The organism is Bradyrhizobium sp. AZCC 2176 (genome assembly GCF_036924645.1).
Classification (GTDB): domain Bacteria; phylum Pseudomonadota; class Alphaproteobacteria; order Rhizobiales; family Xanthobacteraceae; genus Bradyrhizobium.
Genome location: NZ_JAZHRX010000001.1, coordinates 5277498 through 5302729 on the forward strand (window position 1 = coordinate 5277498; position 25232 = coordinate 5302729).

General features: G+C 61.4%; 22 protein-coding genes and 1 pseudogene. 9 read left to right on the forward strand and 14 right to left on the reverse strand.

Annotated features, from left to right (window positions below; translation table 11 throughout):
• Window positions 1–32: 32 nt before the first annotated feature.
• Genes V1288_RS24785 through V1288_RS24795 form a run of 3 tightly spaced genes read right to left on the reverse strand, consistent with a single transcriptional unit; the run spans window position 33 to window position 2891 of the window.
• Entirely contained in the window at window positions 33–1058 is a 1026-nt protein-coding gene (locus V1288_RS24785; RefSeq protein WP_334359533.1) for an amidohydrolase family protein, read from the reverse strand.
• Window positions 1059–1085: 27 nt separating this feature from the next.
• On the reverse strand, window positions 1086–2318 hold the full coding sequence (locus V1288_RS24790; RefSeq protein WP_334359534.1) for an acyl-CoA dehydrogenase family protein: 1233 nt from the start codon (window positions 2316–2318) through the stop codon (window positions 1086–1088).
• A 54-nt stretch (window positions 2319–2372) separates the two neighbouring features.
• On the reverse strand, window positions 2373–2891 hold the full coding sequence (locus V1288_RS24795) for a flavin reductase family protein (RefSeq protein ID WP_161855370.1): 519 nt from the start codon (window positions 2889–2891) through the stop codon (window positions 2373–2375).
• Between the two features lie 170 nt (window positions 2892–3061).
• Between V1288_RS24795 and V1288_RS24800 the strand changes: the two genes are divergently transcribed.
• A complete protein-coding gene (locus V1288_RS24800; protein WP_334359535.1) occupies window positions 3062–3544 on the forward strand; it encodes a MarR family winged helix-turn-helix transcriptional regulator in 483 nt (160 codons plus the stop codon).
• Between the two features lie 55 nt (window positions 3545–3599).
• Here V1288_RS24800 and V1288_RS24805 read toward each other — a convergent pair whose 3' ends face one another.
• Window positions 3600–3794: a hypothetical protein gene (locus V1288_RS24805; protein WP_334359536.1), complete on the reverse strand. Its 195-nt coding sequence runs from the start codon at window positions 3792–3794 to the stop codon at window positions 3600–3602.
• 632 nt (window positions 3795–4426) lie between these two features.
• Between V1288_RS24805 and V1288_RS24810 the strand changes: the two genes are divergently transcribed.
• Window positions 4427–4621: a hypothetical protein gene (locus tag V1288_RS24810; protein ID WP_334359537.1), complete on the forward strand. Its 195-nt coding sequence runs from the start codon at window positions 4427–4429 to the stop codon at window positions 4619–4621.
• A 434-nt stretch (window positions 4622–5055) separates the two neighbouring features.
• On the opposite strand, the pseudogene V1288_RS24815 reads toward V1288_RS24810, so the two are convergent.
• Window positions 5056–6425: pseudogene (locus V1288_RS24815) on the reverse strand (transposase).
• Window positions 6426–6658: 233 nt separating this feature from the next.
• On the opposite strand from V1288_RS24815, the gene V1288_RS24820 reads away from it, so the two are divergent.
• Complete coding sequence (locus V1288_RS24820) at window positions 6659–7345, forward strand: alpha/beta fold hydrolase (RefSeq protein ID WP_334359538.1); 687 nt, start codon at window positions 6659–6661, stop codon at window positions 7343–7345.
• Window positions 7346–7566: 221 nt separating this feature from the next.
• On the opposite strand, the gene V1288_RS24825 is transcribed toward V1288_RS24820, so the two are convergent.
• From V1288_RS24825 to V1288_RS24840, 4 genes are all read right to left on the reverse strand, one after another.
• On the reverse strand, window positions 7567–8118 hold the full coding sequence (locus V1288_RS24825) for a TIGR02281 family clan AA aspartic protease (protein WP_334359539.1): 552 nt from the start codon (window positions 8116–8118) through the stop codon (window positions 7567–7569).
• 40 nt (window positions 8119–8158) lie between these two features.
• On the reverse strand, window positions 8159–8362 hold the full coding sequence (locus V1288_RS24830; RefSeq protein WP_247516741.1) for a DUF1289 domain-containing protein: 204 nt from the start codon (window positions 8360–8362) through the stop codon (window positions 8159–8161).
• 56 nt (window positions 8363–8418) lie between these two features.
• Entirely contained in the window at window positions 8419–10026 is a 1608-nt protein-coding gene (locus V1288_RS24835) for a sensor histidine kinase (protein WP_334359540.1), read from the reverse strand.
• Between the two features lie 201 nt (window positions 10027–10227).
• Window positions 10228–11184, reverse strand: a complete 957-nt coding sequence (locus V1288_RS24840; protein ID WP_334359541.1) for an NAD(P)-dependent oxidoreductase — start codon at window positions 11182–11184, stop codon at window positions 10228–10230.
• A gap of 90 nt (window positions 11185–11274) precedes the next feature.
• Here V1288_RS24840 and V1288_RS24845 point away from each other — a divergent pair, with 90 nt between their 5' ends.
• The 3 genes from V1288_RS24845 to V1288_RS24855 all read left to right on the forward strand — a co-directional run bounded on the left by V1288_RS24845 (window position 11275) and on the right by V1288_RS24855 (window position 14300).
• Window positions 11275–11712: a VOC family protein gene (locus V1288_RS24845; RefSeq protein ID WP_334359542.1), complete on the forward strand. Its 438-nt coding sequence runs from the start codon at window positions 11275–11277 to the stop codon at window positions 11710–11712.
• Window positions 11713–11881: 169 nt separating this feature from the next.
• A complete protein-coding gene (gene apbC, locus V1288_RS24850; RefSeq protein WP_334359543.1) occupies window positions 11882–13027 on the forward strand; it encodes an iron-sulfur cluster carrier protein ApbC in 1146 nt (381 codons plus the stop codon).
• A 184-nt stretch (window positions 13028–13211) separates the two neighbouring features.
• On the forward strand, window positions 13212–14300 hold the full coding sequence (locus V1288_RS24855; protein WP_334359544.1) for a TRAP transporter substrate-binding protein: 1089 nt from the start codon (window positions 13212–13214) through the stop codon (window positions 14298–14300).
• A gap of 568 nt (window positions 14301–14868) precedes the next feature.
• On the opposite strand, the gene V1288_RS24860 is transcribed toward V1288_RS24855, so the two are convergent.
• The 3 genes from V1288_RS24860 to V1288_RS24870 are packed head-to-tail and all read right to left on the reverse strand — an operon-like array spanning window position 14869 to window position 18434.
• Entirely contained in the window at window positions 14869–15945 is a 1077-nt protein-coding gene (locus V1288_RS24860) for an HlyD family secretion protein (RefSeq protein WP_334359545.1), read from the reverse strand.
• 12 nt (window positions 15946–15957) lie between these two features.
• Entirely contained in the window at window positions 15958–17079 is a 1122-nt protein-coding gene (gene wecB / locus V1288_RS24865) for a non-hydrolyzing UDP-N-acetylglucosamine 2-epimerase (RefSeq protein WP_334359546.1), read from the reverse strand.
• A gap of 23 nt (window positions 17080–17102) precedes the next feature.
• Window positions 17103–18434, reverse strand: a complete 1332-nt coding sequence (locus V1288_RS24870; RefSeq protein ID WP_334359547.1) for a glycosyl transferase family protein — start codon at window positions 18432–18434, stop codon at window positions 17103–17105.
• A 787-nt stretch (window positions 18435–19221) separates the two neighbouring features.
• Between V1288_RS24870 and V1288_RS24875 the strand changes: the two genes are divergently transcribed.
• The 3 genes from V1288_RS24875 (at window position 19222) to ltrA (ending at window position 22749) form a co-directional block, all read left to right on the forward strand.
• A complete protein-coding gene (locus V1288_RS24875; RefSeq protein ID WP_334359548.1) occupies window positions 19222–19482 on the forward strand; it encodes a hypothetical protein in 261 nt (86 codons plus the stop codon).
• A gap of 315 nt (window positions 19483–19797) precedes the next feature.
• On the forward strand, window positions 19798–20886 hold the full coding sequence (locus V1288_RS24880; protein ID WP_334359549.1) for a TRAP transporter substrate-binding protein: 1089 nt from the start codon (window positions 19798–19800) through the stop codon (window positions 20884–20886).
• A gap of 486 nt (window positions 20887–21372) precedes the next feature.
• The gene (gene ltrA / locus V1288_RS24885) at window positions 21373–22749 is read left to right on the forward strand and encodes a group II intron reverse transcriptase/maturase (RefSeq protein WP_334355225.1); all 1377 of its coding nucleotides are present in this window, start codon (window positions 21373–21375) and stop codon (window positions 22747–22749) included.
• Window positions 22750–22854: 105 nt separating this feature from the next.
• Here ltrA and V1288_RS24890 read toward each other — a convergent pair whose 3' ends face one another.
• Together V1288_RS24890 and V1288_RS24895 are read right to left on the reverse strand one after the other, a co-directional pair.
• Window positions 22855–24510, reverse strand: coding sequence for a TRAP transporter large permease (locus tag V1288_RS24890; protein ID WP_334359550.1), 1656 nt, complete (start codon window positions 24508–24510; stop codon window positions 22855–22857).
• Between the two features lie 28 nt (window positions 24511–24538).
• The gene (locus V1288_RS24895) at window positions 24539–25120 is read right to left on the reverse strand and encodes a TRAP transporter small permease subunit (protein WP_334359551.1); all 582 of its coding nucleotides are present in this window, start codon (window positions 25118–25120) and stop codon (window positions 24539–24541) included.
• Window positions 25121–25232: the final 112 nt, after the last annotated feature.

A 25232-nucleotide genomic window follows, 5' to 3' on the forward strand; every position in this document is an offset into this window, starting at 1 on the left:
TCCCGGATGGTGACTATGTCGTGTGAGACCGCTTATTCCGCGGCTTGATGGATGCCGTGTCCGGCGACAGTGGTTTCGCCGAGGTCGAGCTTGAACAGGTCGATGGCATTGCGCCGGCCGATCTTGTGGCGATCGTTCTCGCTGATGCTGGCGCTATTGAACCAGTCAGAGGCATGGTCGACGTTTTCAAACGGCCAGTCGACCGAGAACAGGATGCGGTCCGCTCCGATCTCGAGAATGGAATCGATCAGCGTTTGAGTGCGGAAATTGCCCGACGTGGTCAGGAAGAAGTTGGCGTTGAAGTAGTCGCAGATCTTCTTCTTCGCCTTGTGCTTCGGCGGCGCCTTGACCCAGCCGTTGCGATGATCCACGCGCCACATGCTGTAGGGCAGGCCTTCGCCCATGTGGCCGAGGATGATCTTGAGTTTTGGATAGGCATCGAACAGGCCCGATCCCATCAGGCGCAGCGCATGCACCGCGGTCTCCTGTCCGAACGCCCAGGTCGGGCCCATCAGCCACGGATGCCCCTCGTAGATCGCGCAGTCTTCCGGCAACGGATTGCGCGGGTGCAAATAGAAGGGCAGGCCGGTCCGCTCGACCGCCGCCCAGAACGGCCAGTATTGCGGCAGGTCGTAATAGACCGGGCGCTTGCCGTCGCCGATTTGCGAGAAGCCGTTGACCAGCGCACCGCGGAAACCGAGCGTCTTGATGCAGCGCTCGAGTTCCTTGATCGCCAGATCCGGATCCTGCATCGGCAGCGCGGCAAACGCCTGAAACCGCGACGGGCGCTTGGCAACCTGTTCGGCGAGGAAATCATTGGCCCGGATCGCAATCTCGTTGGCGTAGGCGACATCGGGAATGGCCTGAACCGCGGGCGCGTTCAAGGAGAGGATCATCATCTCGACGCCGTGCCGGTCCATCTCGGCCAGCCGCTTGTCCTGGATATCCAGCAGGCGATCCTTCAACTCCGGCCAATAGGAGTCCGGCACGAAGCCCGCCGAATCCATCAGCGTGTCCGGAATGGCGAAATGTTCCTCTAGCGCGATCTTGCCCTGCATGTCGTCCTCGCTGATATCAGATGTTGATCAGTACTGTCCCTGCGGCGCCAGCCCGAGTGCGAGCTGGCCATACATGGTGCCGACGGCGTCCCAGTTCATGCTGATGTGGCGGCCGACGGCGTTGGCATCGCGCCAGGCACGCTGCACCGGGTTGGAGAGATCGAGACCGAGCCCGCCGGTCGAAGCGTTCAGCGCTTCGGTGGCGCGGATGGCGAGTGCGACCGAAAACGCCTGGCCGCGGCGGCTGACGATGCGGTCCTCGACCGAAACCGGGCAGCCGCTACGAATTGTCGCCGCACGATCCCTGAGGTCGCGTAGCAGCACCTCGCGCGCGGCGTCGACGGAAGCGGTCGCCTCCGCGACGCGCAACTGGATGGTCGGGAAATCCGCCATGCGATTGTTGTGGCCGGCCACCGCGCCGCGGGTGATCCGCCTGGAGGTGATGGCCAGATAGTCTTCCAGCGCGCCCGCCGCCGCGCCGACCGCGGCCGATGCCAGGCAGGAAGGGATGTTCGACAGCATCGGAATCGCGAAGGTGGGGTTGTTGGCATAGAGCGTGGCGCCCGGTGTTTTTCCCGATGTGGTATCGGCGAACGATAGCAGGCGATGCGCGGGCACGAACACGTCATTCAGCACCAGCGTCTTGCTGCCGGTGCCGCTGAGGCCGACGACATTCCAGGTATCGTCGATGACGTAATCGGAAGCGGGGACCAGCAGGAAGGCCGGCGCGAACTGGCCGCTCTCGGTCTTCGATGGCACCAGCGCCGCACACAGCGACCATTGCGCGTTGTCGCAGCCGCTGGCGAACGACCAGCACCCGGTGAGGCGATAGCCGCCTTCGGCCTCGATCGCCTTGGCCGCCGGCGCATAGGAGCCGCAGGCCAGCGCATCGGGATTGCTGGCCCAGACGTCGCACTGGGCGCTTTCCGAAAATCCCGCGATCAGCCATTGATGGGCTGCGAGCAGGCCGCCGACCCATGCCGTCGAGGCGCAGTTTTTCGCAAGCTCGATGTTCAGTTCGACCAGCACGTCGAAATCGTGCTCGTAGCCGCCGAACATCGCCGGCTTGACGATGTCGAAATAGCCGATGTTGCGCAGGGCCGTGATGTTCTCTTCCGGAACGCGGCCGGCCTTTTCCGTGGTGTGGGCGCGCGCCTTGATCTGCGGCGCGATCTGCGCCACGCGGCCGCGCAACTCGGCGATATCAGGGCGAAGCGACGGCTGTGCCGGTACGTCCTTCAACTGGGCGACTGATACCATTGGTTTGCTCCGTGTCTTCGATTGGTTGAAGGGCGGTCAGGTGACTGGCGCGGTTCACGCAGCCTGGCTGTCGTGCGGCACCGAGAAGCAGTAGGTCGCATCCTGGTAGATCAGCGGTTCGATCGGATCGCGCACGTTCACCGTCTCGGCTTCGCCGATGAAGATCGTGTGCGTGCCGTAGGGCACGGCGGCCGCCTTTTTGCAGAAGATGTTGATCTGCGCGTCGGCGAGGTAGGTGACGCCCTCGGCCGAGGTCATCCAGTCGCCGAGCCCGAACCGTTCTTCGGCCGGAAGCGCGCCGCTGAAGGCGGACGAAAGCGTGACCTGATCGCGGCGCAGCACGTTGACGCAAAACCGGCGCGCCAAGAGCATGATGTCGTGCAGCAGCGTCTGCTGGTTGACGCAGACGATCAGCGAGGGTGGGTCGAGCGACAGCGACGTGACTGCGGTTGCCGTCATTCCGTGGCGGCGGTTCTGGTCTGATGACGTGATCACCGACACTGCGGCGGGAAATCGCCGCAACGCGCGCTTGAACGTTTCACGCAATTCGTCGGATGCCGAATCCAGCGACATGGTTTCCTCCACTGAAATCCGCTCTTCCGACGGCTTAACTTTCTCCAACAATAGTTGTATTTGCAAATGTCAGTCAATAGAAATTTTCAAATGCAACAATTGCCTTGAAAAACGATCAGGGTCCGGCTATGGAAGATTGCAAAAGTTGCACCGAGGCAGGACGCAAGACCTTGTACAGGCTGACAAATTCATTTCCCTATTTGCTCAACCGCGTCGGCGTGCAGATGGGTGAACTGTTTTCCAGGCGCATTGCCGGCTACAGCGTGACCCTGCCGATGTATCGCGTGATGGCCGCGCTTTGGGAAACCGGCGATCAGCGGCTCGGCGATCTCGCTGCGATGACGACAATCGAGATATCGACGTTGTCGCGGCTGGTCAGTGAGATGAAACGGCGCGGCCTCGTCACGCGCGCGCGGCTGAAGGACAACGGCCGCACCGTTGCGATCAACCTTACGCCGAAGGGGCGAACGCTGGTCGAAGAGTTGATCCCGATCGCCATCCACTTCGAGGAGGTTGCGGTCCGCGATTTCCCGTCGAAGAACATTTCAGACCTGAAGTCGGTTCTCGCAGAAATCTACGAGAGCCTGAAGTCGCTTGAGCCCGAGATCGAGGAAGCCAACAAGGCGCGCAAGGCGTCGAGGCCGAAAGGCTGACGGCTCCACGAACGCGCCTCCGCCTTTTGCTTTCTGAGCAGACTGGCGTTCGCCTTTAGCTGCGCATGGCGGCGCGAAAGCCGACGAAGCTCAGCGCGCCCGCCACGGCGACGGCAACCCAGCTCGCCCAGAACGGCACATCGACGCCATTCAAGGTGACGGACCACCCCATCACAATCCGGATCAACTGCAGGAGTGCGATCAGGGCAAAGATGGCGGCGGCAAGCGTGCAGAAGCTTCTGATGGTCATTGCCGATCTCCGACGCACACGAGGATGTGTTCGTACTCCACAGCTAAAATGGGCATGGCTGACGCGCGAGCCACTCCCCTCGAGCAGGGGGTAGCTTAACAGAGCCATCTCGATCTGTCGCACAGTGGCCATTTCGCGACGCCGCGAGTCGGAGATCACTTCTGCCCTTTGGGCTCCTTTGAGACGTCCCGACGGCGACTGAGGATGTCTGTTTATCAGGGGGAAGAGTAGACATGGCTTGACCGGCAACGAACGTCTGCAAATGACCCCCAAAGCGGTAGTCGTGAAGTTCGAGCTAAAGCTCTCCCAATTTGGCTGATGTTTTCGCCATCTCTTTAAGGTTGAGGCAATCAATTTACGCTATTTCCTCGCCTGTTGCCTTCAAGATGGCGATGGTTGGCCAAGGAAACTTCTAATGTTCCTCACTGCCTGTCTGATTGTGTTGGTCTTGAGTGCCGTGGTGTCGTTTCGTCGATCTAGATCGCTATCACGGAACTTTCAGGGGCGGCTCGCAGCGTTTTGGCCCTCTCTTTGCGCAGGCATTTGCGCGTTGGGGCTAATCGGATTTGATCGCATTCAAGATAAGCAAGAATTTGTCCCCTCTACCACGATCCATCTCATGATGCTCATTGGTGCTTTCGCTTTCGGTTGGTTTGCTGGCGTCTTTGCCGAACATTACGCTCAAGAGCAGGCCTCCCCGCGCGGAAATTCTGCACGGATTGGCGGGCCAGATTGAGGGCGCCGCGATCAATACATCGCTCGTGATCGTGGGTTTCTTCGGTTGGGCCATTCTGGGTCTGATCCCCAAGCAGGACCAGCAAGGTTAGAAAAGGCGCAAATCGGTAGTGGCCGATGATTATAGCTACAATCTATCTTTGTCTTTCTGTACTTGGCGGAATGTGCTCGCTCTATCTCACTGCCCGTGTGTTTCATTCAGCGGTCCGAGCAGGGACAGTCGAAGCGGCAGCAAGGCGGGTATATGACCGAGTGGAATATCCCGAAGCCTTCTTTGGCGTGCTCATTGCGTGGGTGTTGATTGACGCGATGATGATCGTAACCTCGTTTGTGTCGCTACAGATATGGATCGAACATTTTCAACGATGAGGGCGCCATCCCTCATTGATCGCTTCCAGTCCTAACGACGGCTTTTGGCAGATTTTGTTGCAAAAGTCGGCTGGGACCGATGATGTCGTTCGGCCATTTCACTTAGGGCGACGGGGTTTGGTCCGCCGACCCCGACGCTCTCTACGCAACTTTTACGCTACGCAATGCACAGAGCCTGAGTGGGTGGTGGACGAGCGACCAGCAATGCGAGCCGCCGCAGGTTCTGGGCGATGGCAGCCAGAACAAACTCGTCCTGAGCACCTCGTGGTCCACGCAGTCGAAGCCGACCGAGTTTCAGGATACGTTTCAAGTGCGCGAACCGCATCTCGATCTTCTTGCGCTCACGTCGTGACTTCTCAAAGCCTTCGGTGTCAGCAAACGACCGGGCAATGTCTCGGGCGTGTTCATGGATGTCGCGTGGGATCTTGCGCGATGGATCTTTCGGACAACACTGCGGTTTGAGTGGGCATACATCGCAGTCGAGCTTGCTGGCGCGATACAGAAGGGTCTTGCCCTCATGCACGGTGCCGTTCGTGCCGAGGCGCTTCCCACCCGGGCAGTGGTAAACGTCGCTCGTCGGGTCATATCGAAAGTCGCTGCGCGAGAAGGTGCCGTCATCCCGCTTCGACTTGTCGAACACGGGGATATGGGGCGCGATGCCTTTCTCCTCGACCAGCCAGTTCAGCATCGGAGCTGCCCCGTAAGCGGTATCTCCGACAAGCCGCTCAGGCTTAAGGCCGAAGCGCTCCTCTGTTCGCTCGATCATGGTCTTTGCGGCGCCAACCTCGGCCTGCCGAATGGAGCGGGAGGCCTCGACGTCAACGATGACGCCGAACTTCACGTCGATGAGATAGTTGTCGGAATAAGCGAAGAATGCCGGTCCCTTGTGAGCGTCGGTCCACTGGGCCGCGGGATCGGATGGCGAGACGAACTTTGGCACAACGTCGCTCGCGGCGCCCCACGCCGTATCGTCGAGGGTCGCCAGATACTCCTTCACCGCGCGGCTGGACCTCGCCGGATCGCGATCCTTGCGCCAATCCTGACCTGCGATCGAGCGTTGCTTATTAGCGTCGGCCGCAATCAGGCTCGCATCGACGGCAAAGCCTTCGCCGCCAACCAGACCGGCCACGATGCACGCCTCGACGATCCGCTCGAACATGTGGCGGAAAACATCTCCATCGCGGAAGCGCTCGTTGCGGACGCGCGAAAATGCCGAATGATCCGGGATAGCGTCCTCGATACCGAGCTTGCAGAACCAGCGATAGGCCAAGTTCACCTGCACTTCACGGCAGATCAGCCGCTCCGAGCGGATCGCAAACACATACCCCACGACCAGTATCCGGATCATCAGCTCCGGATCGATCGACGGACGACCTATCGACGAATAGTGAGGTGCAAGTTCGCTCCGAAGCCAGGATAGATCGAGCGCGGCATCGATCTTCCGCACCAGTGATCTTCGGGAACCGCGTCGCCAAGATGAAACTCGTAGAACAGTTGACCTTGGTCACTCTTCAGGCGGCCCATCATGGATCGACATCTCCGAGATTCGCGTCAACGTAACGGAATCACGGTTCGTGGCCTGCCTCAACCGACTTTTGCAACAAAATCCAGGGCAGACCAGAAGTGATCGGTACACCGTCAAAACGACGTGAATGCCCAAGGCCGACAACCGGCCCGGCCCACATCATTGCAAGATCAATCCTGATCAAGTGACCAAGCTCGTTGACCGACTAATCTGACAGCAACAGAGGAGAACTCATATGACGTCATTCGTCCTTGTCCCCGGGGCAGGCGGCATGGCTTGGTATTGGCACCGCGTGGTCCCGCTTATTCGCGCAGCGGGGCACGAGGCCATCGCGGTCGATCTGCCTGGCGACGACAGGCACGCCGGTCTCGCGGCGTATGCGGACCTCGTTATCCGTGCTTTCGCGAAACGTAGCGACGTTATTCTCGTCGCGCAGTCGCTAGCGGGCTTCACGGCCCCCCTTGTTTGCGCGCGTGCACGCCTGCGGATGATCGTGTTCGTCAACGCGATGATCCCCGAGCCCGGCGAGACTGCTGGTGCATGGTGGGGCGCAACAGGAGCGACCGAAGCGCGGGAACAAGCTGCGGTGCGCCGCGGCTATGCGACGGAATTCGATGTGGGAACGTACTTTCTGCACGACGTGCCGCTGGACGTACTGCGCGCCGGCCCGGAACAACCACGCGAGGAAGCCGAGGCCGTTTTCGGCGAGCCCTGTCGCTTCGAGCGCTGGCCCGACATCCCCATTCATGTTCTTGCGGGAAGAGACGACCGTTTTTTCCCGATCGAATTTCAACGGCGTGTCGCGCGTGAAAGGCTCGGAAAGGAGCTGGAGGAAATTCCCGGTGGCCATCTCGTCGCCTTGTCGAATGCGGAAGGGCTGACCGAGCGCCTTCTTGCGCATGAGAGAGGCCTAACACGCTAGTTCCTTGCCGTTGTCTCTTGAGCACAAGCCCGAATTTGTCTGATAGCCAGGGCCCTCGAGCCGACCGAGCATCCGGGCCAGATAAAGTTGGTCGGGAAACAAGAGCCGGAAATTGATTCCGGCAATATGCCCGCGAACTTCGACTGTTGGCCCATCGCGTCGATATCGGCATGTCTGCTTTTGCCCCGCTCTTGGAGGCTAAGCGGACATCAGTCCACGCCCTAGTTCGCCGCCGTGCGGCGCTTGCTGCGGCCTGCGACGTCGGGATAGCCGTGCAGCATCACCTTGTCGGCCTGCACGCCCCAGCTTTCCAGCCGGTCCAGAAAACTCATGCCGAGCAGGTTGGTCTTCATCTGCCCGCGCGGCACGACCAGCGCCGGAACCGACTTCTCGACGAGCTGGCCTACCGCGAGGCGATCGAGCGTCAGCCGCGCCGCTTTGGTGTGACCGCCGGCGGTTTCGACGTCGACATTGTATTCAAGCATCTCGATCGGCAGGCCGATCGCCTTCGCCGTCTCCCAGGTCAGCACCACCGACGTCGCGCCGGTGTCGATCACCATCGGCGCCTTGACGCCGTTGATCTTGGCATGCAGCGCGAATTCGCCGGCCTTGCCGCGCGCGATCTGCACGGCGGGTGCCGGCTCCAGGCTGCGTTGCCGCAGCATTTTCGTGACCGAGTTGCTGGCGCGCGCGATCTGGTCGGGATCGCCATAGGCGACGACGGCGCCGGCGGTGGCGGCGAGCATCGCGAGAACGAGCATGATGCGGATCACAGCACGCCTCCGCCGGTTCGGCCCAAGATTCGTCGCGGGATCAGCCGTGCTCGGTGCGCGGCGGCATTTGCACGAGGCCGGCCTCCGCCATGCGCGCCGCAAGCCCTTCCATCACGGCCAATCGCTCCGCGGTCTCCATGCGGTGCCAGCGCGCGATCTCCGGCAACGTTCGTCCGCAGCCGAAGCAGAGTTTGGTTTTGGGGTCCATCATACAGACTGCGATACACGGCGTTTCTTTGCTCATCTAGCGATAGTGAAATGGTTTGCGTCCCTTGCGCAAGCGCTCCAGCTACAACCCTGTTACAAACCGGTTCCTGCACTCATGATCGGTTTGTGACGCGCCCGCCGCTTGTCGTCGGCGGACGTTGTGACGGTGGGTTCCGGCTGCAACGGAGGAGCCTCCTCTTCGACCATCGGCGCCAGTGCGCTCATGACGCGCTCCGGCGGGAAGGTGACGATGACTTCGGTGCCGATGCGCAATTTCGATTTCAGCGTGAAGGTACCGCCGTGCATGTCGATCAGGCTCTTTGCGATCGGCAGGCCGAGCCCCGCGCCCTGTTCGGCCGATTTGATCGAGTTGGAGCCCTGGCCGAACGAGGCCAGCACGATCGGGATTTCATCCTCGGCAATGCCGGAGCCGGTGTCCTTGACGCTGAGATATTGGCCACCGGAAGCGGTCCAGCCCACCTTGAGCCAGATCTCGCCGCCTGGCGGGGTGAACTTGATCGAGTTGGACAGCAAATTGAGCACGACCTGGCGCGTGGCGCGTTCGTCGCCCCAGATCCTGGGCATGCCGTGCTCGAACACTTCGTGGATGGTGATGCCGCGGCTGCTCGCGCGCAGCTTCAACAGGTGATGGCAGTCGGCGACGACATGCACCAGCGACACCGCTTCCTCGTTCAGCTCGTAGCGGCCGGCCTCGATGCGCGACAGATCGAGAATCTCGTTGATGAGGTTGAGCAGGTGGACGCCGGAATTGTGGATGTCGGCGGAATATTCCTTGTACACCGGCACGGTATGCGCGCCGAAAATTTCGCTCTTCATCACCTCGGAGAATCCGAGGATCGCATTCAGCGGCGTGCGCAACTCGTGACTCATCTGCGCCAGAAAGCGCGACTTGGCGACGTTGGCGGATTCGGCGCGGTGCCGCGCTTCGTCGGAGATCGCCTTGGCCTGTTCGAGCTCACCGATCAGCGCGTCCTTTTCGGCGCGAGCTTCCAGGGTCGCCAGCGTCGTCGAGTGGAGCTGATGGGCGAGCAGGGCAAAATAGGCTTCGGCAGCGACCGCAAGCAGCGCGAGCGCGTAATTGTCGAAGGTTCCGCCCAACACGAAATTGAGCGCGATCGCCGCCGTCACCGGTGCGGTCGCCGCCATCGCGGCAATGGGGAGCGTCGCCGCCAGCATGCTCGACACCGCGATCACCAGCAGCATCAGGAACATCATCATCGTGTTCGAGACGGTGTCGACGCCGGCCGGATGCATCAGGATCGCCGTCCAGCTCAGGCCGTAGAGCAGGTCGAGCAGCACGAACCGGGTCTGCCATCTGCGCGTCGCGGCGAGCGAGGGCTGCTCGCCGAGGAAACGCCAGCAATTGCGAATGATGGCAAAATGGATGCAGAGCATGCCGACGGTCCAGACCGCGGCCGGCACGGCGTACTTCCAGAGGCCGAACAGCACGCCGGTCGCAACCACCAGCAGCATGACGACAAAGGAGGCCGATATCCGGGTCTGGGCATATTGCCGGAGCAATTCGGTATCGAACGCCGGGCGGGTGCCGCTTGATGACGTTAACCGATCCCGCGCCTCGCGTACCCGCTGCGCCGCCACGCGCCGGGTGTTGACCGGCGGTGCGACCGGCGCTTCTGCCGGAAGCTGGACAACCTCAGGCTTTTCTGCGGGACTACTCATCAAACAACACAAATCCTGCCCGCGAACCGCGCGGGCTTTTTGCATTGTCTATCAGTGGGGCTAAATCATTAAGCGATGACTTAAAGAGCTAAAAATTTCCGTTAACGGGAGGTTAAAATTAACCTGTCGGGCAGGTGGAACCCCGCTTCTGCAGGGACAAGAAGCGGGGCCCGTTCGGCTACTTTAACCGGTTTTTTTAACTCACCGCTCCAGCCGGGCCATCAGGCTCGACGTATCCCAGCGCTTGCCGCCCATCTTCTCGACCTCGGCGTAGAACTGGTCGACCAGCGCGGTCACCGGCAGGTTGGCGCCGTTGCGGCGGGCCTCGGCGATGCAGATCGAGAGGTCCTTGCGCATCCATTCGACCGCAAAGCCGAAATCGAACTTGCCCTCGTTCATGGCCTTGTAGCGGTTCTCCATCTGCCAGGACTGCGCCGCGCCCTTGGAGATGGTTTCCACCACGGCTGCAACGTCGAGCCCCGACTTCTTCGCGAAATGAAGGCCCTCGGACAGGCCCTGGACCAGGCCTGCGATGCAGATCTGGTTGACCATTTTGGTGAGCTGGCCGGCGCCGGCGGGCCCGAGCAGTTTGCACATCCGCGCGTAAGCGCCGGCGATGATCGGCTCGGCCGCGGCATAGGCATCTTCCTTGCCGCCGCACATCACGGTGAGAACGCCGTTTTCCGCGCCCGCCTGGCCGCCGGACACCGGCGCGTCGATGAACTTGAAGCCTGCCTTGGTGGCGGCGGCATCGAGCTCGCGGGCAACCTCGGCGGAGGCGGTGGTGTGGTCGACGAATACGGCGCCCTTTTTCATGCCGGCGAAGGCGCCCTCAGTGCCGGTCGTGACCGCGCGCAGATCATTGTCGTTGCCGACGCAGCACATCACGAAGTCCTGGCCCTCGGCCGCGGCCCTCGGCGTCGGCGCGGCGCGTCCGCCGAATTTGTCCGCCCAATCCTTCGCCTTGGCGCCGGTCCGGTTGTACACGGTCACCTCGTGGCCGCCTTTTTTCACCAGATGTCCTGCCATGGGGAAACCCATTACGCCGAGACCGAGAAAAGCGACTTTAGCCATGTGTGCTACCTTGAAGTTTTGCCGGCGACATTGGGCTGGCCGGACGGTGTTCTTGAGGGAGGCCGCACCATACAAGCTGCGCATGGGAGGGCAACGCCTTCGTTTGGCGGGCAGGGCCGGAACTGTGCTAGGATACGGGCCTCAAGAACCTCACAAAAAAGGGAGTGATATCGCATGGGCGTCAGCGTGGGCGTGCTCGACCATTTCAACATCCGGACCCGCAACCTTTCCGATACGGTCCGGTTCTATGAGGACATTCTGGGACTGGAAAAGGGCGCCCGGCCCAACTTCGCCTTCCCCGGGGCGTGGATGTACAGCGAGGGCAAGGCGGTGGTGCACCTCGTCGATATCTCCAAGACCGAGGAACCGCAGAAGCCCGACTCCGGCGTCGTCCACCATGTCGCGTTTGCCAGCTACGGCTTTGAGGGCATGAAGCGGCGGCTGGAGCAGAAGGGCATGGCGTACGACTCCCGGCAGGTTCCGGGCGGCGACCTCTGGCAGATCTTCGTCAATGACCCCAACGGCGTCATGATCGAACTGAACTACGAGGCGGCCAAGGAGCAGACGGCTGCTGCCCCCGCCGAACGGCGGGATGACGTGGGAGCGAGGTAGCCTTTTGCGTTGAACCGCTCTATGGGTCGCATCGGACTGACGTAGCGTTTTGGACCGCGGCTTTCTCGGTTGCTCCGACGTGGGCCGGTCGCGTCGAGAAAGCGCGTCAATACAACAGAGTAGGGCCGGGTTCTCAATCAGGACCGAAACGGCTTCAGGAGATGCGCGAGTGAGCGTTACGCAGCAACAGGTTCTGGATTCCCTTGGCCGGGTGGCCTCGCCCCGTGGCGTGCCCCTGACCAATGCCAACGTGCTGTCGGCGATCTCGGTCACCGACGGCAAGGTGTTCTTCTCCATCAACGTCGACGCCGCTGAGGCCCGTGCCTGGGAGAGCGTGCGCGCACAGGCCGAGGCCGCCGTACGCGCGATCCCCGGTGTCACTGCTGCGATGATCGCGCTGACGGCCGAACGCAAGCCCGGCTCGCCACAGGCGGCGCCTGCGCCGCACCGGCAAGCGCATTCACATTCTCCCGGCGTGCAACCGGCGTCCGCCCACCGTCCGCCGCAAGGCGGGGCGTCGCCGATGTCGAAGCAGGCGGAGATTCCGGGCGTTGCCGCCGTCATCGCGGTGGCCTCGGGCAAGGGCGGCGTCGGCAAGTCGACCACCGCGCTCAACCTGGCGCTGGGTCTGCGCGATCTGGGCCTGCGCGTCGGCCTGCTCGATGCCGACATTTACGGTCCGTCGGTGCCGCGGCTGACCGGCATCAACGAGAAGCCGCAACTCGACGACAACAGGAAGATGATTCCGATCCAGCGCTTCGGCCTTGCCATCATGTCGATCGGCTTTCTGGTCGAGGAAGACACCGCGATGATCTGGCGCGGGCCGATGGTGATGTCGGCGATCACCCAGATGCTGCGCGATGTGGCTTGGGGCACGCTCGATATTCTGGTCGTCGACATGCCGCCCGGCACGGGCGATGCGCAATTGACGCTGGCGCAGAACGTGCCGCTCAAGGGTGCGGTGATCATCTCGACCCCGCAGGATCTCTCGCTAATCGACGCGCGGCGAGGGCTTGCGATGTTCAAGAAGGTCAACGTTCCGGTGCTCGGCATCGTCGAGAACATGAGCTACTTCCAGTGCCCCGAATGCGGCACGCGCTCGGACATTTTCGGTCATGGCGGCGCGCGGCATGAAGCGGAGCGGCTGGGCGTGCCATTCCTGGGCGAGATTCCGCTGCACATGTCGATCAGGACCACTTCCGATGACGGTAACCCGGTGGTGGCGAGCGAGCCGGACGGTCCGCATGCCGCGATCTACCGGGCCATCGGGAACAAGGTTCGTGACCAGCTTCAGGGCGCCATTGCCGCAGCCTGAGGCCGCTTTATGCGGTCCTCCTAAGACTTTGGTTTAATCAGTGCTGTCATGCCTTTGTCGCGTTTTCGACAGCCAACTTCCGTGTTAAAGCCGCCCCGCCAGAGCGCCCCGGATGACGTGGAATTCGCCCCGCCGGAGGACTGCTCGAGGAATATGGGAAACGCCCCGTCTTAAGGAGACTTGAATGAAGCGTCGTGATTTTTTGAAGGTTTCAGCGGCCGGTGCTGCCGCGACAGCCGTTGCCTCGCCGGCGATCGCGCAATCATCGCCTGAGATCAAATGGCGCCTGACGTCGAGCTTCCCCAAATCGCTCGACACCATCTATGGCGGCGCTGAACAGGTGTCGAAATACGTCGCCGAGATGACCGACAACAAGTTCCAGATCCAGGTGTTCGCGGCCGGCGAACTCGCGCCGGCCCTGCAGGCGCTTGATGCGACCTCCAACGGCACCGTCGAGATGTGCCACACCGTCTCCTATTACTATGTCGGCAAGGATCCAACCTTTGCGGTCTTCGCCTCGGTCCCGTTCGGCCTCAACGCGCGCCAGAACAACTCGTGGTGGTATCAGGGCGGCGGCGAGCAACTCGGCAACGAGTTCTTCAAGAAGTTCGGCGTGATCGGCTTCCCCACCGGCAACACCGGCACCCAGATGGGCGGCTGGTTCCGCAAGGAGATCAAAACGGTTGCCGACCTGTCGGGCCTCAAGATGCGCATCGGCGGCATCGCTGGCCAGGTCCTGCAGAAGGTCGGTGTGGTGCCGCAGCAGCTCGGCGGCGGCGACATCTATCCCGCGCTCGAAAAGGGCACCATTGACGCGGCCGAGTGGGTCGGTCCCTACGACGACGAAAAGCTCGGCTTCTCCAAGGTCGCGAAGTACTACTACTATCCAGGCTTCTGGGAAGGCGGCCCGACCGTCCACTCCTTCGTCAATCTGGAAAAGTGGAATGCGCTGCCGAAGAATTACCAGGCGATCCTGACCAACGCATGCGCCAACGCCAATAGCTGGATGAATGCGCGTTATGACATGCAGAATCCGACGGCGCTGAAGCGTCTGGTGGCCGGCGGCACACAGCTTCGTCCCTTCACCAACGAAGTGCTGGAAGCCTGCCTGAAGTCGACCAACGAGCTGTGGGCCGAGATCTCCGCCAAGAATGCCGACTTCAAGAAGTCGATCGACGCGATGCAGGCCTACCGCTCCGACCAGTATCTGTGGTGGCAGGTCGCCGAATACACCTACGACAGCTTCATGATCCGCTCGCGCACGCGCGGCTGATCTAGTCCTTGAGCAGAAGCCCGGTCTCCGCGAGGAGGCCGGGCTTTTTGCGTTCGGCCGGCCAGGGCCCTGCCGGCTTGCCCTGAACGTTCGGATTTTGCGCGAAGTGGTGAAGCTGGAGCGCCGCTTCGGCGGTACACCACAGGGCTCGGACACAAAATCGCGAAAACAACCCCATGCAAAGTAGAATGGGTGCCGGCTCGCAGCACTCGTGCTGCGTTGCGTCCGGGGTAGGAGAAGAAGAAATGGCCCGTCGTCACGGCCCAACCCGATCTCATCCTGGCCTGGCCTCTTGGTGGAAAACCAGCCGTTTCCGGAGCTCGCGGCGCAGCAACCGGAGACTCAGCAGCGCCTGCATCGTGGTCGTGACAATGGACAAGTACCAGATGTGTTCTGCACGGAAACCGGATTGCGCCGACAACCATAGATGCGCCTCCACTGGGCAATCTGCGGGCGCCATTGTTCGGGATCGAGCGTGAGATAGTTTTCCGCTTTTTGGAAATACACCCAAAGGACGAGAACGCCGCCAGCGACTGCGAGGGAGCTGGCGAGGCCAGCTCCCTTCACACTAGCGCGCATATCCTTCGATTCGTTCGACGTAGTTCATGATGCGGTGCATGACTTCCTGAAGTATTCCGGCGCCCGAATCGCACCCGTTGAAATAGCAGGTGGAGATTCTTACTTTCTGATCGAGAGGAAGGGAGGCCCCCTCTGGGATCGATATCTTGAAGACCTGTCCCCTTTGGCGCACATCACCCGGTATCTGGAATTCAGGCGGCATGGCATCAGTCATCGGCAGCAGGTCCTCGACGACTCCAATGATGGACTGGGCGTAGGAGCGTACATAGACGCGGTGCCCGACCTTGAGATCGAACAGATAGCTGTCGGGGAGATAGGCGAGGATGAAGCTCGGGCCGGTGTAGATGGTGGCGATGTTATTGCCGCCTGGGCCGAGCACGGCTCCAGCGCTCATGACCTTGCTGCCCACATATCCGGCGACCGGCGCATACAGGGCACCGCCGGCATAGGCCTGCTGCAAGGAATCGTACGTGTCCGACACTTGCTTGAGGGCATTGTGGTAGGCGGCCAGCTCGCCCGCAAGCGAGACTCGCTCCGCTTTCAAAGACTGCTGCTTCTCGGCGGCGGCAAAGGCCGCCCTGGTCATGTCGGTCAAGAGCTTGTCCACCACAAGACCGTTCCTGCTCGCGCTGGAGAGCTTGTCGAGATAGTCCTGCGTCTGCCTGACGTTGGCCTCGGCCGCCGGCAGCAACATGCCGATCGCGACTTGCCTTGCCTCGATCGCCGCGATCCTGGTGTCCAGCCGGGACTTTTCCACGGCGAGCTCGGCAAGCGTGCGAGAAATGGATGTCGATTCGACGACGGCGATCTTCTGCCCGGCCTCCACTCTGTCTCCGGGGTGAACGAAAACCTGCCTGACCCGCGTCTCCTGGTAGGGCACCCCGATGGCGATATGCTCGCGTGTGACCATCCCGGAGGCCTTCAGCAGCACAACCCCACCGGAGATCAGATGGATGGCGAGCGCGCCGGTGACGGCGAGGCCGATGGCGATGACGACGAGGTTCCTCAGCCGCCTCCAGCGCACCTGGCTGACGTTGAGTGGCGCGCTCGCCGCATATTCTGCCAAAACTGCCATCTTTTACTCCGCGGCTTGCTGCATCGGTCTGAGGCTGAAAATCCGCTTCGCTATACGGTGCGACGCTTCGCCGTCCCCGAATGGATTTTGGGCAGGCAGAAGCTGCGGCGCATCGGAGCTGGTCAGACGCCTCACCCCGGCGACGATTGCATCGCGGTTCGACCCCACCAGCATTCCAAAACCGGCCTCGACGACCTCTGGCCGCTCAGTGCTCTCGCGCGTGATGAGGATCTGGAGACCGAATGTCGGCGCTTCTTCCTGGATGCCGCCCGAATCGGTCACGACGGTCCATGACCGGCTGAGCAGGTAGACGAAGTCGGTATATTGGAGAGGCTTCAGCAGGCGAATATTCGACCGCTCGCCGAGCGCCCGCATGACCTGTGCCCGGATGTCCGGGTTGGGGTGAACGGGGACGAGGATCAGCTTGTCGCCATCACTTGCAAGCTCGCGCAGGGCCTTGAGGATGTCGTCCAGGGGCGCCCCGATATTCTCGCGCCGGTGCAAGGTCGCCAATACGAGCTTCCTGTCGCGCGGGAGGTTTGCGATCTCCCGGTCGATCGGAACATAACCTCCGGCAAGCCTGGAGCGTGCATATAGCAGCGCGTCGACCGCGGTATTGCCGACCACGCTGATGCGATCGCTCTGCACACCCTCGCGAAGCAGGTTATCGCGCGACCGCTCGGTCGGCGCGAAATGCAATGTGGAGGCGATCGCAATGAGCCGCCGGTTGAACTCCTCCGGCCAGGGCGATTGAAGCGTTCCGGTCCGCAGCCCGGCCTCGACATGCGCAACGGGGACATGGTTCAGAAAGGCCGCCAGGGCGCCGGCTGCAGCGGTCATCGTGTCGCCTTGCACCACGGCGCAATCATACTGTCCTGACCCAAGCAGGGATTGCATCCGCTGGGTGATCAGCGCGAACTTGCCGGCGAGACTCGGCTCCCGCATGACACCATTGCCGCCATGGGTAAGGTCGATTTTGAACAGATCCAGCAGCCCGTCCGCCAGATCGATATGCTGCCCTGACCAGAAGACATCCACGTGCGCGCCGCCCTCACGCAGGGCGCGATAGACAGGACCGAGCTTGATGATCTCTGGCCGAGTGCCAAAGGTGATGAGAATCCGCATATCTATTCCAGTTAACCGGGAGATCAGCGTGTGGCGGCCAGGAAATCGTCGGGAACGTCGTGAGTTGTTTTCGACCACACGATGGGGGAGGTGGCGAACTGCGATTCGCCCAGATAGATTTTCCAGGCGCGGAACGTGGCGACCATGTTGATGTATAAAGATACGGGCCATCGTATCGCGACGCCGAGCCAGTCGAGCCTGCCGTAGACGCGGTAGCTGGCGGTCAGCCGCGCGACATAGCGGAACACCACCGCGAGGAGATTGAGCGAAAGAGACCACTGGAAAAGCTGGTACATCTCGCGCGGCAGGATCTCGGGATCGATCAGGCCCGCGAGCGCCATGATCATCAGGACGATGGATCCAGGGCCCAGGAAGTTCGTAATCATTCCCTTTCGATCGCGCAGGAAGAAATAGATGTCCCAGGGCTGACCTTGCCAACCGAGCTTGTGCATCGCTTCGAAGGCGATGCCATAGACCCAGCGGGTCTTCTGCTTGATGGAGGCCGCCAGGTGCTGGGGGAAGAACTCGCGGGTCGCTACATAATCGGCCCCGTCTTCGGCCTGCGCGGACAGCGCGGCGAATATCGACTTGAAGCCCGCGCGCTTGGCCTCGACGCCGAGAATGTAATCCTCGGTCACCGTCCCGGACATCAGGACCTGCCCACGGGTGTTCAGAAAGTGCCTGACGAGCGCCTGCGTCAGGCAGGTGCCGACCCCGGCGGAAGGAATGGCCGCCCCGAGCGCATTGCGCACGATTAGTTCGCGCGTGTGGCGCTCGGCGAACTCCTCCATATAGGTCGAGGCAACATAGGCCCCCCTGCGGCGGCTGAGCGAGAAGACGGGAACCTGGATGAAATCGTATTCGCCGGCATATTTCGCATAGATCTCGAAGCTGCGTGGATCGATGACATCCTCGCTGTCGTGCAGGACCACCAGGTCCGGCGCCTGCCTCTCCGCGAAGCTCTGGACGAACATCTCGTTGAGCATCTGCCCTTTGGATGTGGGGCCGGGCAAGCTGTTCACGATGACCCGCACGCGATCTGGATGGGCCGCGGCAAGGGCTTCAGCGACGCATCGCGTGCCCGTGTCGTTCGGATAGACTCCGAGGAAGATGGAGACCTGCGGGATACCGATCCGGGCGAGGTTGCCTTCCACCATCCTGCCGATGACATCCTCCTCGCGCCAGTTGGCGACGAAGATCGCAATTTTTGGGAGTGGAACCGGCTCGACAACGGCGCGCCGAAGGGGAAAATGCACGATCCCGAAGGAGAGCAGATCGATGAGAACATCGTCCAGTGATGACAGGTTAATCAGCAGGCTGACGATAAGGAAAAGCGAAATCAGTATTTCGTTCATGATTCACAATGAGCTCGCTTCGCATTGCCGAAGCCGGCCACACACCCTCCAGAGAGCGCAAAGTTCAGCGATAGTGTAACGGAATGCCGACCATCGGCCCCTATGGAGGGCGCCCACAACTGATGGTGGATCAGCCAAACCAATGAGCGTCACGTAAATCAAATCCAAGCAATCATCTATTCCGGATGACTACGGCCGTGGGATCGAGGAGGCCACGCTTCACGCAAGCAGACGACGACGCAACTGATCGAGGCCAATGCGCAGCGCGGGCCGGCATCAAGCCATCGGTCAGCTTTGGCGCACACCTCGCAGTCTGCGTCCGCCATCATGGTGGTGATGACGGCACGGCCGCGGCTCGAAGGCGGTGAGATCGCTGCGACGCTTTTCATCGGCTTGAATGAAGTTGCGTGCTTTGGCAGGTCAACGAAACAGCGGACGTCATACGCAGTGGTCACTCGGCAGAGTTCACGCCGGCACCGGAAAGACCCGGTCGCCAATGGATAATGGCGCGACCAGTCGCCCCGCGCGTGCCGGATACTCTGGATTAGATTGTCCGTGAAGATGCGCCGAGGCGGCGTAGACGATCGTCGCCGCCGAATTTCGACGCGGCGAGCACTTCATTGATGGATGTGCCGGGGTGCAAGGCGTCAGCCAGACCGTATCCGGCAGCGACGTCGCAACCTTAAGCAATGCTGAACGTGAAGGGGAAATTGCGGACGGTTTTCTTCCACGGACCCTCATCTTTTGTCCCTAGAACCTGATCAGGCGACGGAAATGGGGGCGGTGCATGTCCATCCTGGTAATGGCGTTGCGGTTCATGGGGACGGTTTGGCTGTGGGCGGCTGGCCTGCTCATCGTGTCCAGTCACCTCGTTGTTCTTCATCTCGACGGCTTCTGGGCTCTCGTTAACCTTCTCAACCCATGGAACATCGCCAGCATGCTGACGCTTGATCTCACAGCGGCTCCCGGATTGCTGCTGCTGATGGCGGCTGATCAGCTGACAACGACCGATACCTCGTCTAGGCCATTATCCGATCCCATCCATTAAGCGCCGATCGATGGCGCGCGCCTGCGGTCGAACTGGTTCACGGTCTGCGCTATAAGTGCGGATGAAACTCCCCGCAATCCCCATCCGCCGCGATGGCCGGCTTGACCAGGCCCAACCAGTCAAAATCAATGTGCGGTACTAGCGCAGATAACCAAGGCTCGCCGAGGGGACGCCGAGAGCCCGGCTGCACCCAACTGGCTTAAATTTGGGGTTTACCCCCAATGTCGGGATGGAAATCGGGAACCGGTTGTTCCATGCTGGCAGCGAAGGCCTCGCCAAGAAGGCTGACACACGCAACCAACAGGGATGGATTCAATGAAAAGAAGAGATTTTCTTAAAGTAACCGGCATTGGCGCGGCCGGCGCTGCAACGCTGGCGGCTCCCGCCATCGCGCAATCGATGCCTGAGCTCAAATGGCGTTTGGCGGCGAGCTGGCCAAAATCACTCGACACGCTGTGGGGCGGCGTCGAACACATGGTCAAGCTCGTTGCCGAAGCCACCGACAACAAGTTTCAAGTCCAGGCTTTTGCCGGCGGCGAAATCGTCCCGGGGCTGCAGGTCCTTGATGCCGTACAGAACGGCACCGTCGAGATGGGACATACGGCCTCGTACTATTACTTCGGCAAGGATCCGACATTTGCGTTCGGCACGGCGGTGCCGTTCGGACCCAACCAGCGCATCAACCAGGCCTGGTACATGCTGGGCGGCGGCAGAGATCTGCTCAACCAGTTCTACAAGAGCTACAACGTCACGTCATTTTTGGCTGGCAACACCGGCTGCCAGATGGGCGGCTGGTTCCGCAAGGAGATCAACACGGTCGACGATCTGAAGGGGCTCAAAATGCGCATCGGCGGCTTTGCCGGGCGCGTGATGCAGAGATTGGGCGTCGTGCCGCAGCAGCTTGCCGGTGGCGACATCTATCCCGCGCTGGAAAAAGGCACGATCGACGCTGCAGAATGGGTCGGGCCCTATGACGACGAGAAGCTCGGCTTCTACAAGGTCGCGCCGCATTATTACTATCCCGGCTGGTGGGAAGGCGGCCCAATGCTGCTCGGCCTCGTCAACCTCGACAAATGGAACGCGCTGCCGAAATACTATCAAAGCGTCATCGAGCAGGCGGGGCAGGCCGCCAATAGCTGGATGATGGCCAAATACGATCAGGGCAACCCGCCGGCGATGAAAAAATTGCTCGCTGGCGGTACCAAGCTCCATGCTTTTTCGCCGGCGATCATGCAGGCCAGCCTCAAGGCGACAAAGGAATTGTATGCCGAAACGTCGGCGACCAACCCGAACTTCAAGAAGGTGCTGGAGTCGATGAACGCGTTCACGGCCAATGGATACCAGTGGTTCCAGGTCGCGGAGCTCGGTTACGACAGCTTCATGGCGCGCAACCCGCAGGGCTGATCGCCTCGCAAAAGCTCACGCATCGACAAACGAAAACCCCGGAGCGAAAGCTTCGGGGTTTTTAGTTGTGTGCCGAGTATGAACGACAGCTTGGAGGTGGAAGTCCTCTGTCTAGCCTGATGACGGCGAAGGACTAGCGAAGCGCAAGGGCGTCACCGCGAGGTGGGGTCTGAAGAAAGCGTGGAGCAAAGCCGCGGCCCGATGGACAAACACCGGATAACGAGGCCTGCCCGGCCGGACGAGCGAGCAGCCAATCGCGAAGTCCATGGTCATCAAAGGTCGGGGTGGTAGATCCGGCGGGCGTGCGGTGAAGGCGGTCGGTCTTACCTCGGGAGGTCTGCGCTGCGTCCCAGCTTTGGGACTGAGGCCGCCGCAAGGCGGCCTGACCGCAGCGCAGAAGTCAGCAGAGGGCGTAGTAGGCGGCAGCGCGCCGCCGAAGGCCTGAACGGTGGAAGCGGTTAGTAGAGCGGCGATCTCGTGCGAGCCATGCGGCAGAAGAACCAGGTCGAGCTGAACTTGGGCACCGGAGCGGAGGGTGAAGCCCGAAGCGCCGCCGCCCGAGAGCCCGAAGCGCGCCCGGCGAGAGCCTGTCCCGAACGCCCGGCGGTTGCGGGACCGTCGATGGAAGACGTGGTTGAGCGTGAGAACCTGAAGAAAGCGTTGGCGCGAGTGAAGCGCAACAAAGGTACGGCAGGCATTGACGGTATGAATGTCGATGACTTGTCGGCCTACCTGAAGGAGCACTGGCCTACGGTTCGGGTCCAGTTGCTTGAAGGCATCTACAAGCCGCAGCCGGTGTGGCGCGTCGAGATACCGAAGCCGTCGGGTGGCATGCGGCTGCTCGGCATTCCGACGGTGCTCGACCGCTTTATCCAGCAGGCGGTGATGCAGGTGCTGCAAGCCGACTGGGACGGAACGTTCTCCGAGACGAGCTTCGGCTTCCGGCCGAAGCGCTCGGCGCATCAGGCGGTAGAGCGGGCGCAGACGTATATTGCGTCCGGACACGCCATCGTCGTGGACATCGACCTGGAGAAGTTCTTCGACCGGGTCAACCACGATATCCTGATGGGGCTTGTTGCCAAGCGGGTTGCCGACAAACGCATCCTGAAGCTGATCCGCGGCTTTCTGACCGCGGGTGCGATGGAAGGAGGCCTTGTCAGCCCGACGGAGGAAGGCACGCCGCAGGGTGGGCCGCTCTCGCCGCTGTTGTCGAACCTGATGCTGGATGTGCTGGACAAGGAACTGGAGAAACGCGGCCATCGCTTCGTGCGCTACGCCGACGATTGCAACATCTATGTGCGCAGTCAGAAGGCGGGCGAGCGGGTGCTGGCCGGGATCGAGCGGTTCATCGAGAAGCGCCTCAAGCTCAAGGTCAACAAAGCCAAGAGTGCGGTTGCCAAACCGAGCGTTCGCAAGTTCCTGGGCTTCAGCTACACGAGTGGACGAAAGCCGCGACGGCGCGTTGCGCCGCAGGCCATCGCCCGCTTCAAGGCGAGAATTCGGGAGCTGACGCGGCGCACGCGTGGACGAAGCCTTGCGCAGATCGTCAAGGAGCTGTCGGTCTACCTCATCGGGTGGCGGGGTTACTTCGGCTTCTGCCAAACCCCGTCGGTGTTGCGCGCGCTTGAGGAATGGATCAGGCGGCGGTTGCGCGCCATCGCCTGGAAGCAATGGAAGTGTGGACCTGCTCGCTTTGCCGAGCTGCGACGCTGCGGCGTCGGCCGGGACCTGGCGGCGCGAACCGCCGGAAGCCCGCGTGGCCCTTGGCGGCTCGCAAGCAGCCCCGCGCTCACCACTGCAATGCCAATTGCTTTCTTCGGTTCACTCGGCCTGACTTCCATCACAGAACTACGACATGCATAATCCACCGAACCGCCGTATACGGACCCGTACGTACGGTGGTGTGGGAGGGGAGGAGCCGAGAGGCTCCCCCCTATCCCGATCTTCTCTGCGAAAAAAGGTGACGCGCTACTGTTTCGGTCCGCCGAAATCCAGCGGCGGCATCTCGATCTGCGGTACCTCGATCTTGATCGTGTTCGGATCGACCGTCGATGCCGTACCCTTGTAGTGCATCACCATCTGCGGGAACGCGATCACCAACAGCACCATGATGACCTGGATCACGACGAACGGCACGGCGCCCCAATAGATCTGGCCGGTCGTGACAGCATCCATGCGCTTGCCTGTCACACGATCGAGGTAGGATTCCTTTGGCGCCACCGAGCGCAAATAGAACAATGCGAACCCGAACGGTGGATGCATGAATGACGTCTGCATGTTGACGCCGAGAATCACGCCGAACCAGATCAGGTCGATGCCGAGTTTTTCCGCCACCGGCCCGAGCAGCGGGATGATGATGAAGGCGAGTTCGAAGAAGTCGAGGAAGAAGGCGAGAACGAAGACAAGCGCGTTGACGAAAATGAGGAAGCCGACCTGGCCGCCGGGGAGGGAAGTCAGCAGATGCTCGACCCACACATGGCCGTTCACGCCGTAGAAGGTCAGCGAGAACACCCGCGCACCGATCAGGATGAAGACGACGAAGGCGGAAAGCTTCGCGGTCGATTCCGTGGCTTGCCGGATCAGGTCCCAGCTTAGCCGTCGCTTGGCGGCGCCGAGAATGATCGCACCGGCCGCCCCCATGGCGCCGCCCTCGGTAGGGGTTGCGATGCCGATGAAAATCGTACCGAGCACGAGGAAGATCAGGAACAGCGGCGGCACCATCACAAATGTCGTTTGCTGCGCCATCGCCGACAGGAAGCGGAAACCGGTGAATCTGTGGGTCAGCCAGTTCACGACCGCCACGAAGAAAGCGAACAGGATGCCATAGAACATGCTGAGCACGACGTAGTCGGCGCCGCGGGCCTCCGAACTGCGCATCATCAACCAGCCGAACACGCAACTGGCGATAAAAAGCACGCCGAGGGACGATAGTCCGCGGCTGCCGTCCTTTTCCCGGAAGCCAATGGCCTCCGCCGGCAGCCCCGGAGCCGCCTTCGGGAAGATCATCGTCACGAGAAAGGCATATCCGGCATACAGCCCCGCAAGCACCATGCCCGGGATGAAGGCGCCTTCGTACATGTCGCCGACCGACTTGCCGAGCTGGTCGGCCATCACGATCAGAACCAGCGAAGGCGGAATGATTTGCGCCAACGTGCCTGAGGCCGCGATGATGCCCGTCGCCATCCGGCGGTCGTAGCCATAGCGCAACATGATCGGCAGCGAGATCAGGCCCATCGAGATCACGGAAGCGGCAACGACGCCGGTGGTAGCAGCGAGCAGGGCGCCGACGAACACGACGGCATAGGCGAGACCGCCGCGGATGGTGCCGAACAATTGTCCGATGGTATCGAGCAAGTCCTCGGCCATGCCGGATCGCTCCAGCACCAATCCCATGAATGTAAAGAACGGGATCGCGAGCAGCGTGTCGTTGTTCATCACGCCGTAAACGCGCTCAGGGAGAGCTTGCAGGAAGTCCGGCCGGAACTCTCCGAGTTGGATGCCGGCGATAGCGAAAAGCAGGCCGACCGCGCCGAGTGAAAACGCCGCCGGATAGCCAAGCAGCAGCATGATCACCAGCGCCGTGAACATGATCGGAGCCATGTTGGCGATAAGAAAGGCTGTCATCTCTTGTCCTCTGCCACCGCGTCTGCGATCAGCGTTTTTCGATCGCCTCGACCAGGTGTTCGACCTCGGCCTCGATCGGGTTCACCTGTGATGCGTGCGGATCCGGAATAAGGCCGCGCATCACGGCAATGCGCTTGATCAGCTCGGAGATGCCCTGAACCAGCAAGAACACGAATCCGATGATAACCAGCGATTTGGCGGGCCATTGCGGAAGCCCGCCTGCGTTGCCCGATTGCTCGTTGACCTCGAACGAGCGCATAAAGAACGGGCCGCCGGTGATGATCATGACGATGCACAGCGGCATCAGAAAGAACGCGTGCCCAACGACATCGATCACGTTGCGTGCGGTCTTCGGCAGCGCATTACTGACGATGTCGATCCGGATGTGTTCATTGTCGAGCAAAGTCCACGGCGAGCAAAGCAGAAAGACGATGCTGAAGAGCACCCATTGAAGCTCCAGCCATGAATTGGAAGAAATGTCGAACGTCTTGCGCATGACGGCATTGACGGCCGATATCACCACGGCGACGAGAATCAGCCACGCCAGGCGCTTACCCGTCCACCGCGTGAACGCGTCGATTCCACGGCTCAATTTCAAGAGCGCTTGCAACGGCAATCCTCCCCAATTCGCATCTGCAGTCTTGACGGTACCCGTCGGGCACTGCGGCCTATCCAGCCCCGCTAGCATGAAGCCGTTGCACCAAACCAGCGGGCGAAGCAGC

Coding starts and splice junctions, on each gene's coding strand:
- V1288_RS24880 (WP_334359549.1), top strand. CDS start 19,798: ATGAAAAGAAGAGATTTTCTTAAAGTAACCGGCATTGGCGCGGCCGGC.
- V1288_RS24785 (WP_334359533.1), bottom strand. CDS start 1,058: ATGCAGGGCAAGATCGCGCTAGAGGAACATTTCGCCATTCCGGACACG.
- V1288_RS24830 (WP_247516741.1), bottom strand. CDS start 8,362: ATGAGCAAAGAAACGCCGTGTATCGCAGTCTGTATGATGGACCCCAAA.
- V1288_RS24870 (WP_334359547.1), bottom strand. CDS start 18,434: ATGAACGAAATACTGATTTCGCTTTTCCTTATCGTCAGCCTGCTGATT.
- V1288_RS24835 (WP_334359540.1), bottom strand. CDS start 10,026: ATGAGTAGTCCCGCAGAAAAGCCTGAGGTTGTCCAGCTTCCGGCAGAA.
- V1288_RS24840 (WP_334359541.1), bottom strand. CDS start 11,184: ATGCGCAGCTTGTATGGTGCGGCCTCCCTCAAGAACACCGTCCGGCCA.
- V1288_RS24845 (WP_334359542.1), top strand. CDS start 11,275: ATGGGCGTCAGCGTGGGCGTGCTCGACCATTTCAACATCCGGACCCGC.
- V1288_RS24790 (WP_334359534.1), bottom strand. CDS start 2,318: ATGGTATCAGTCGCCCAGTTGAAGGACGTACCGGCACAGCCGTCGCTT.
- V1288_RS24890 (WP_334359550.1), bottom strand. CDS start 24,510: ATGACAGCCTTTCTTATCGCCAACATGGCTCCGATCATGTTCACGGCG.
- V1288_RS24795 (WP_161855370.1), bottom strand. CDS start 2,891: ATGTCGCTGGATTCGGCATCCGACGAATTGCGTGAAACGTTCAAGCGC.
- ltrA (WP_334355225.1), top strand. CDS start 21,373: ATGCGGCAGAAGAACCAGGTCGAGCTGAACTTGGGCACCGGAGCGGAG.
- V1288_RS24805 (WP_334359536.1), bottom strand. CDS start 3,794: ATGACCATCAGAAGCTTCTGCACGCTTGCCGCCGCCATCTTTGCCCTG.
- V1288_RS24875 (WP_334359548.1), top strand. CDS start 19,222: ATGTCCATCCTGGTAATGGCGTTGCGGTTCATGGGGACGGTTTGGCTG.
- wecB (WP_334359546.1), bottom strand. CDS start 17,079: ATGCGGATTCTCATCACCTTTGGCACTCGGCCAGAGATCATCAAGCTC.
- V1288_RS24820 (WP_334359538.1), top strand. CDS start 6,659: ATGACGTCATTCGTCCTTGTCCCCGGGGCAGGCGGCATGGCTTGGTAT.
- V1288_RS24855 (WP_334359544.1), top strand. CDS start 13,212: ATGAAGCGTCGTGATTTTTTGAAGGTTTCAGCGGCCGGTGCTGCCGCG.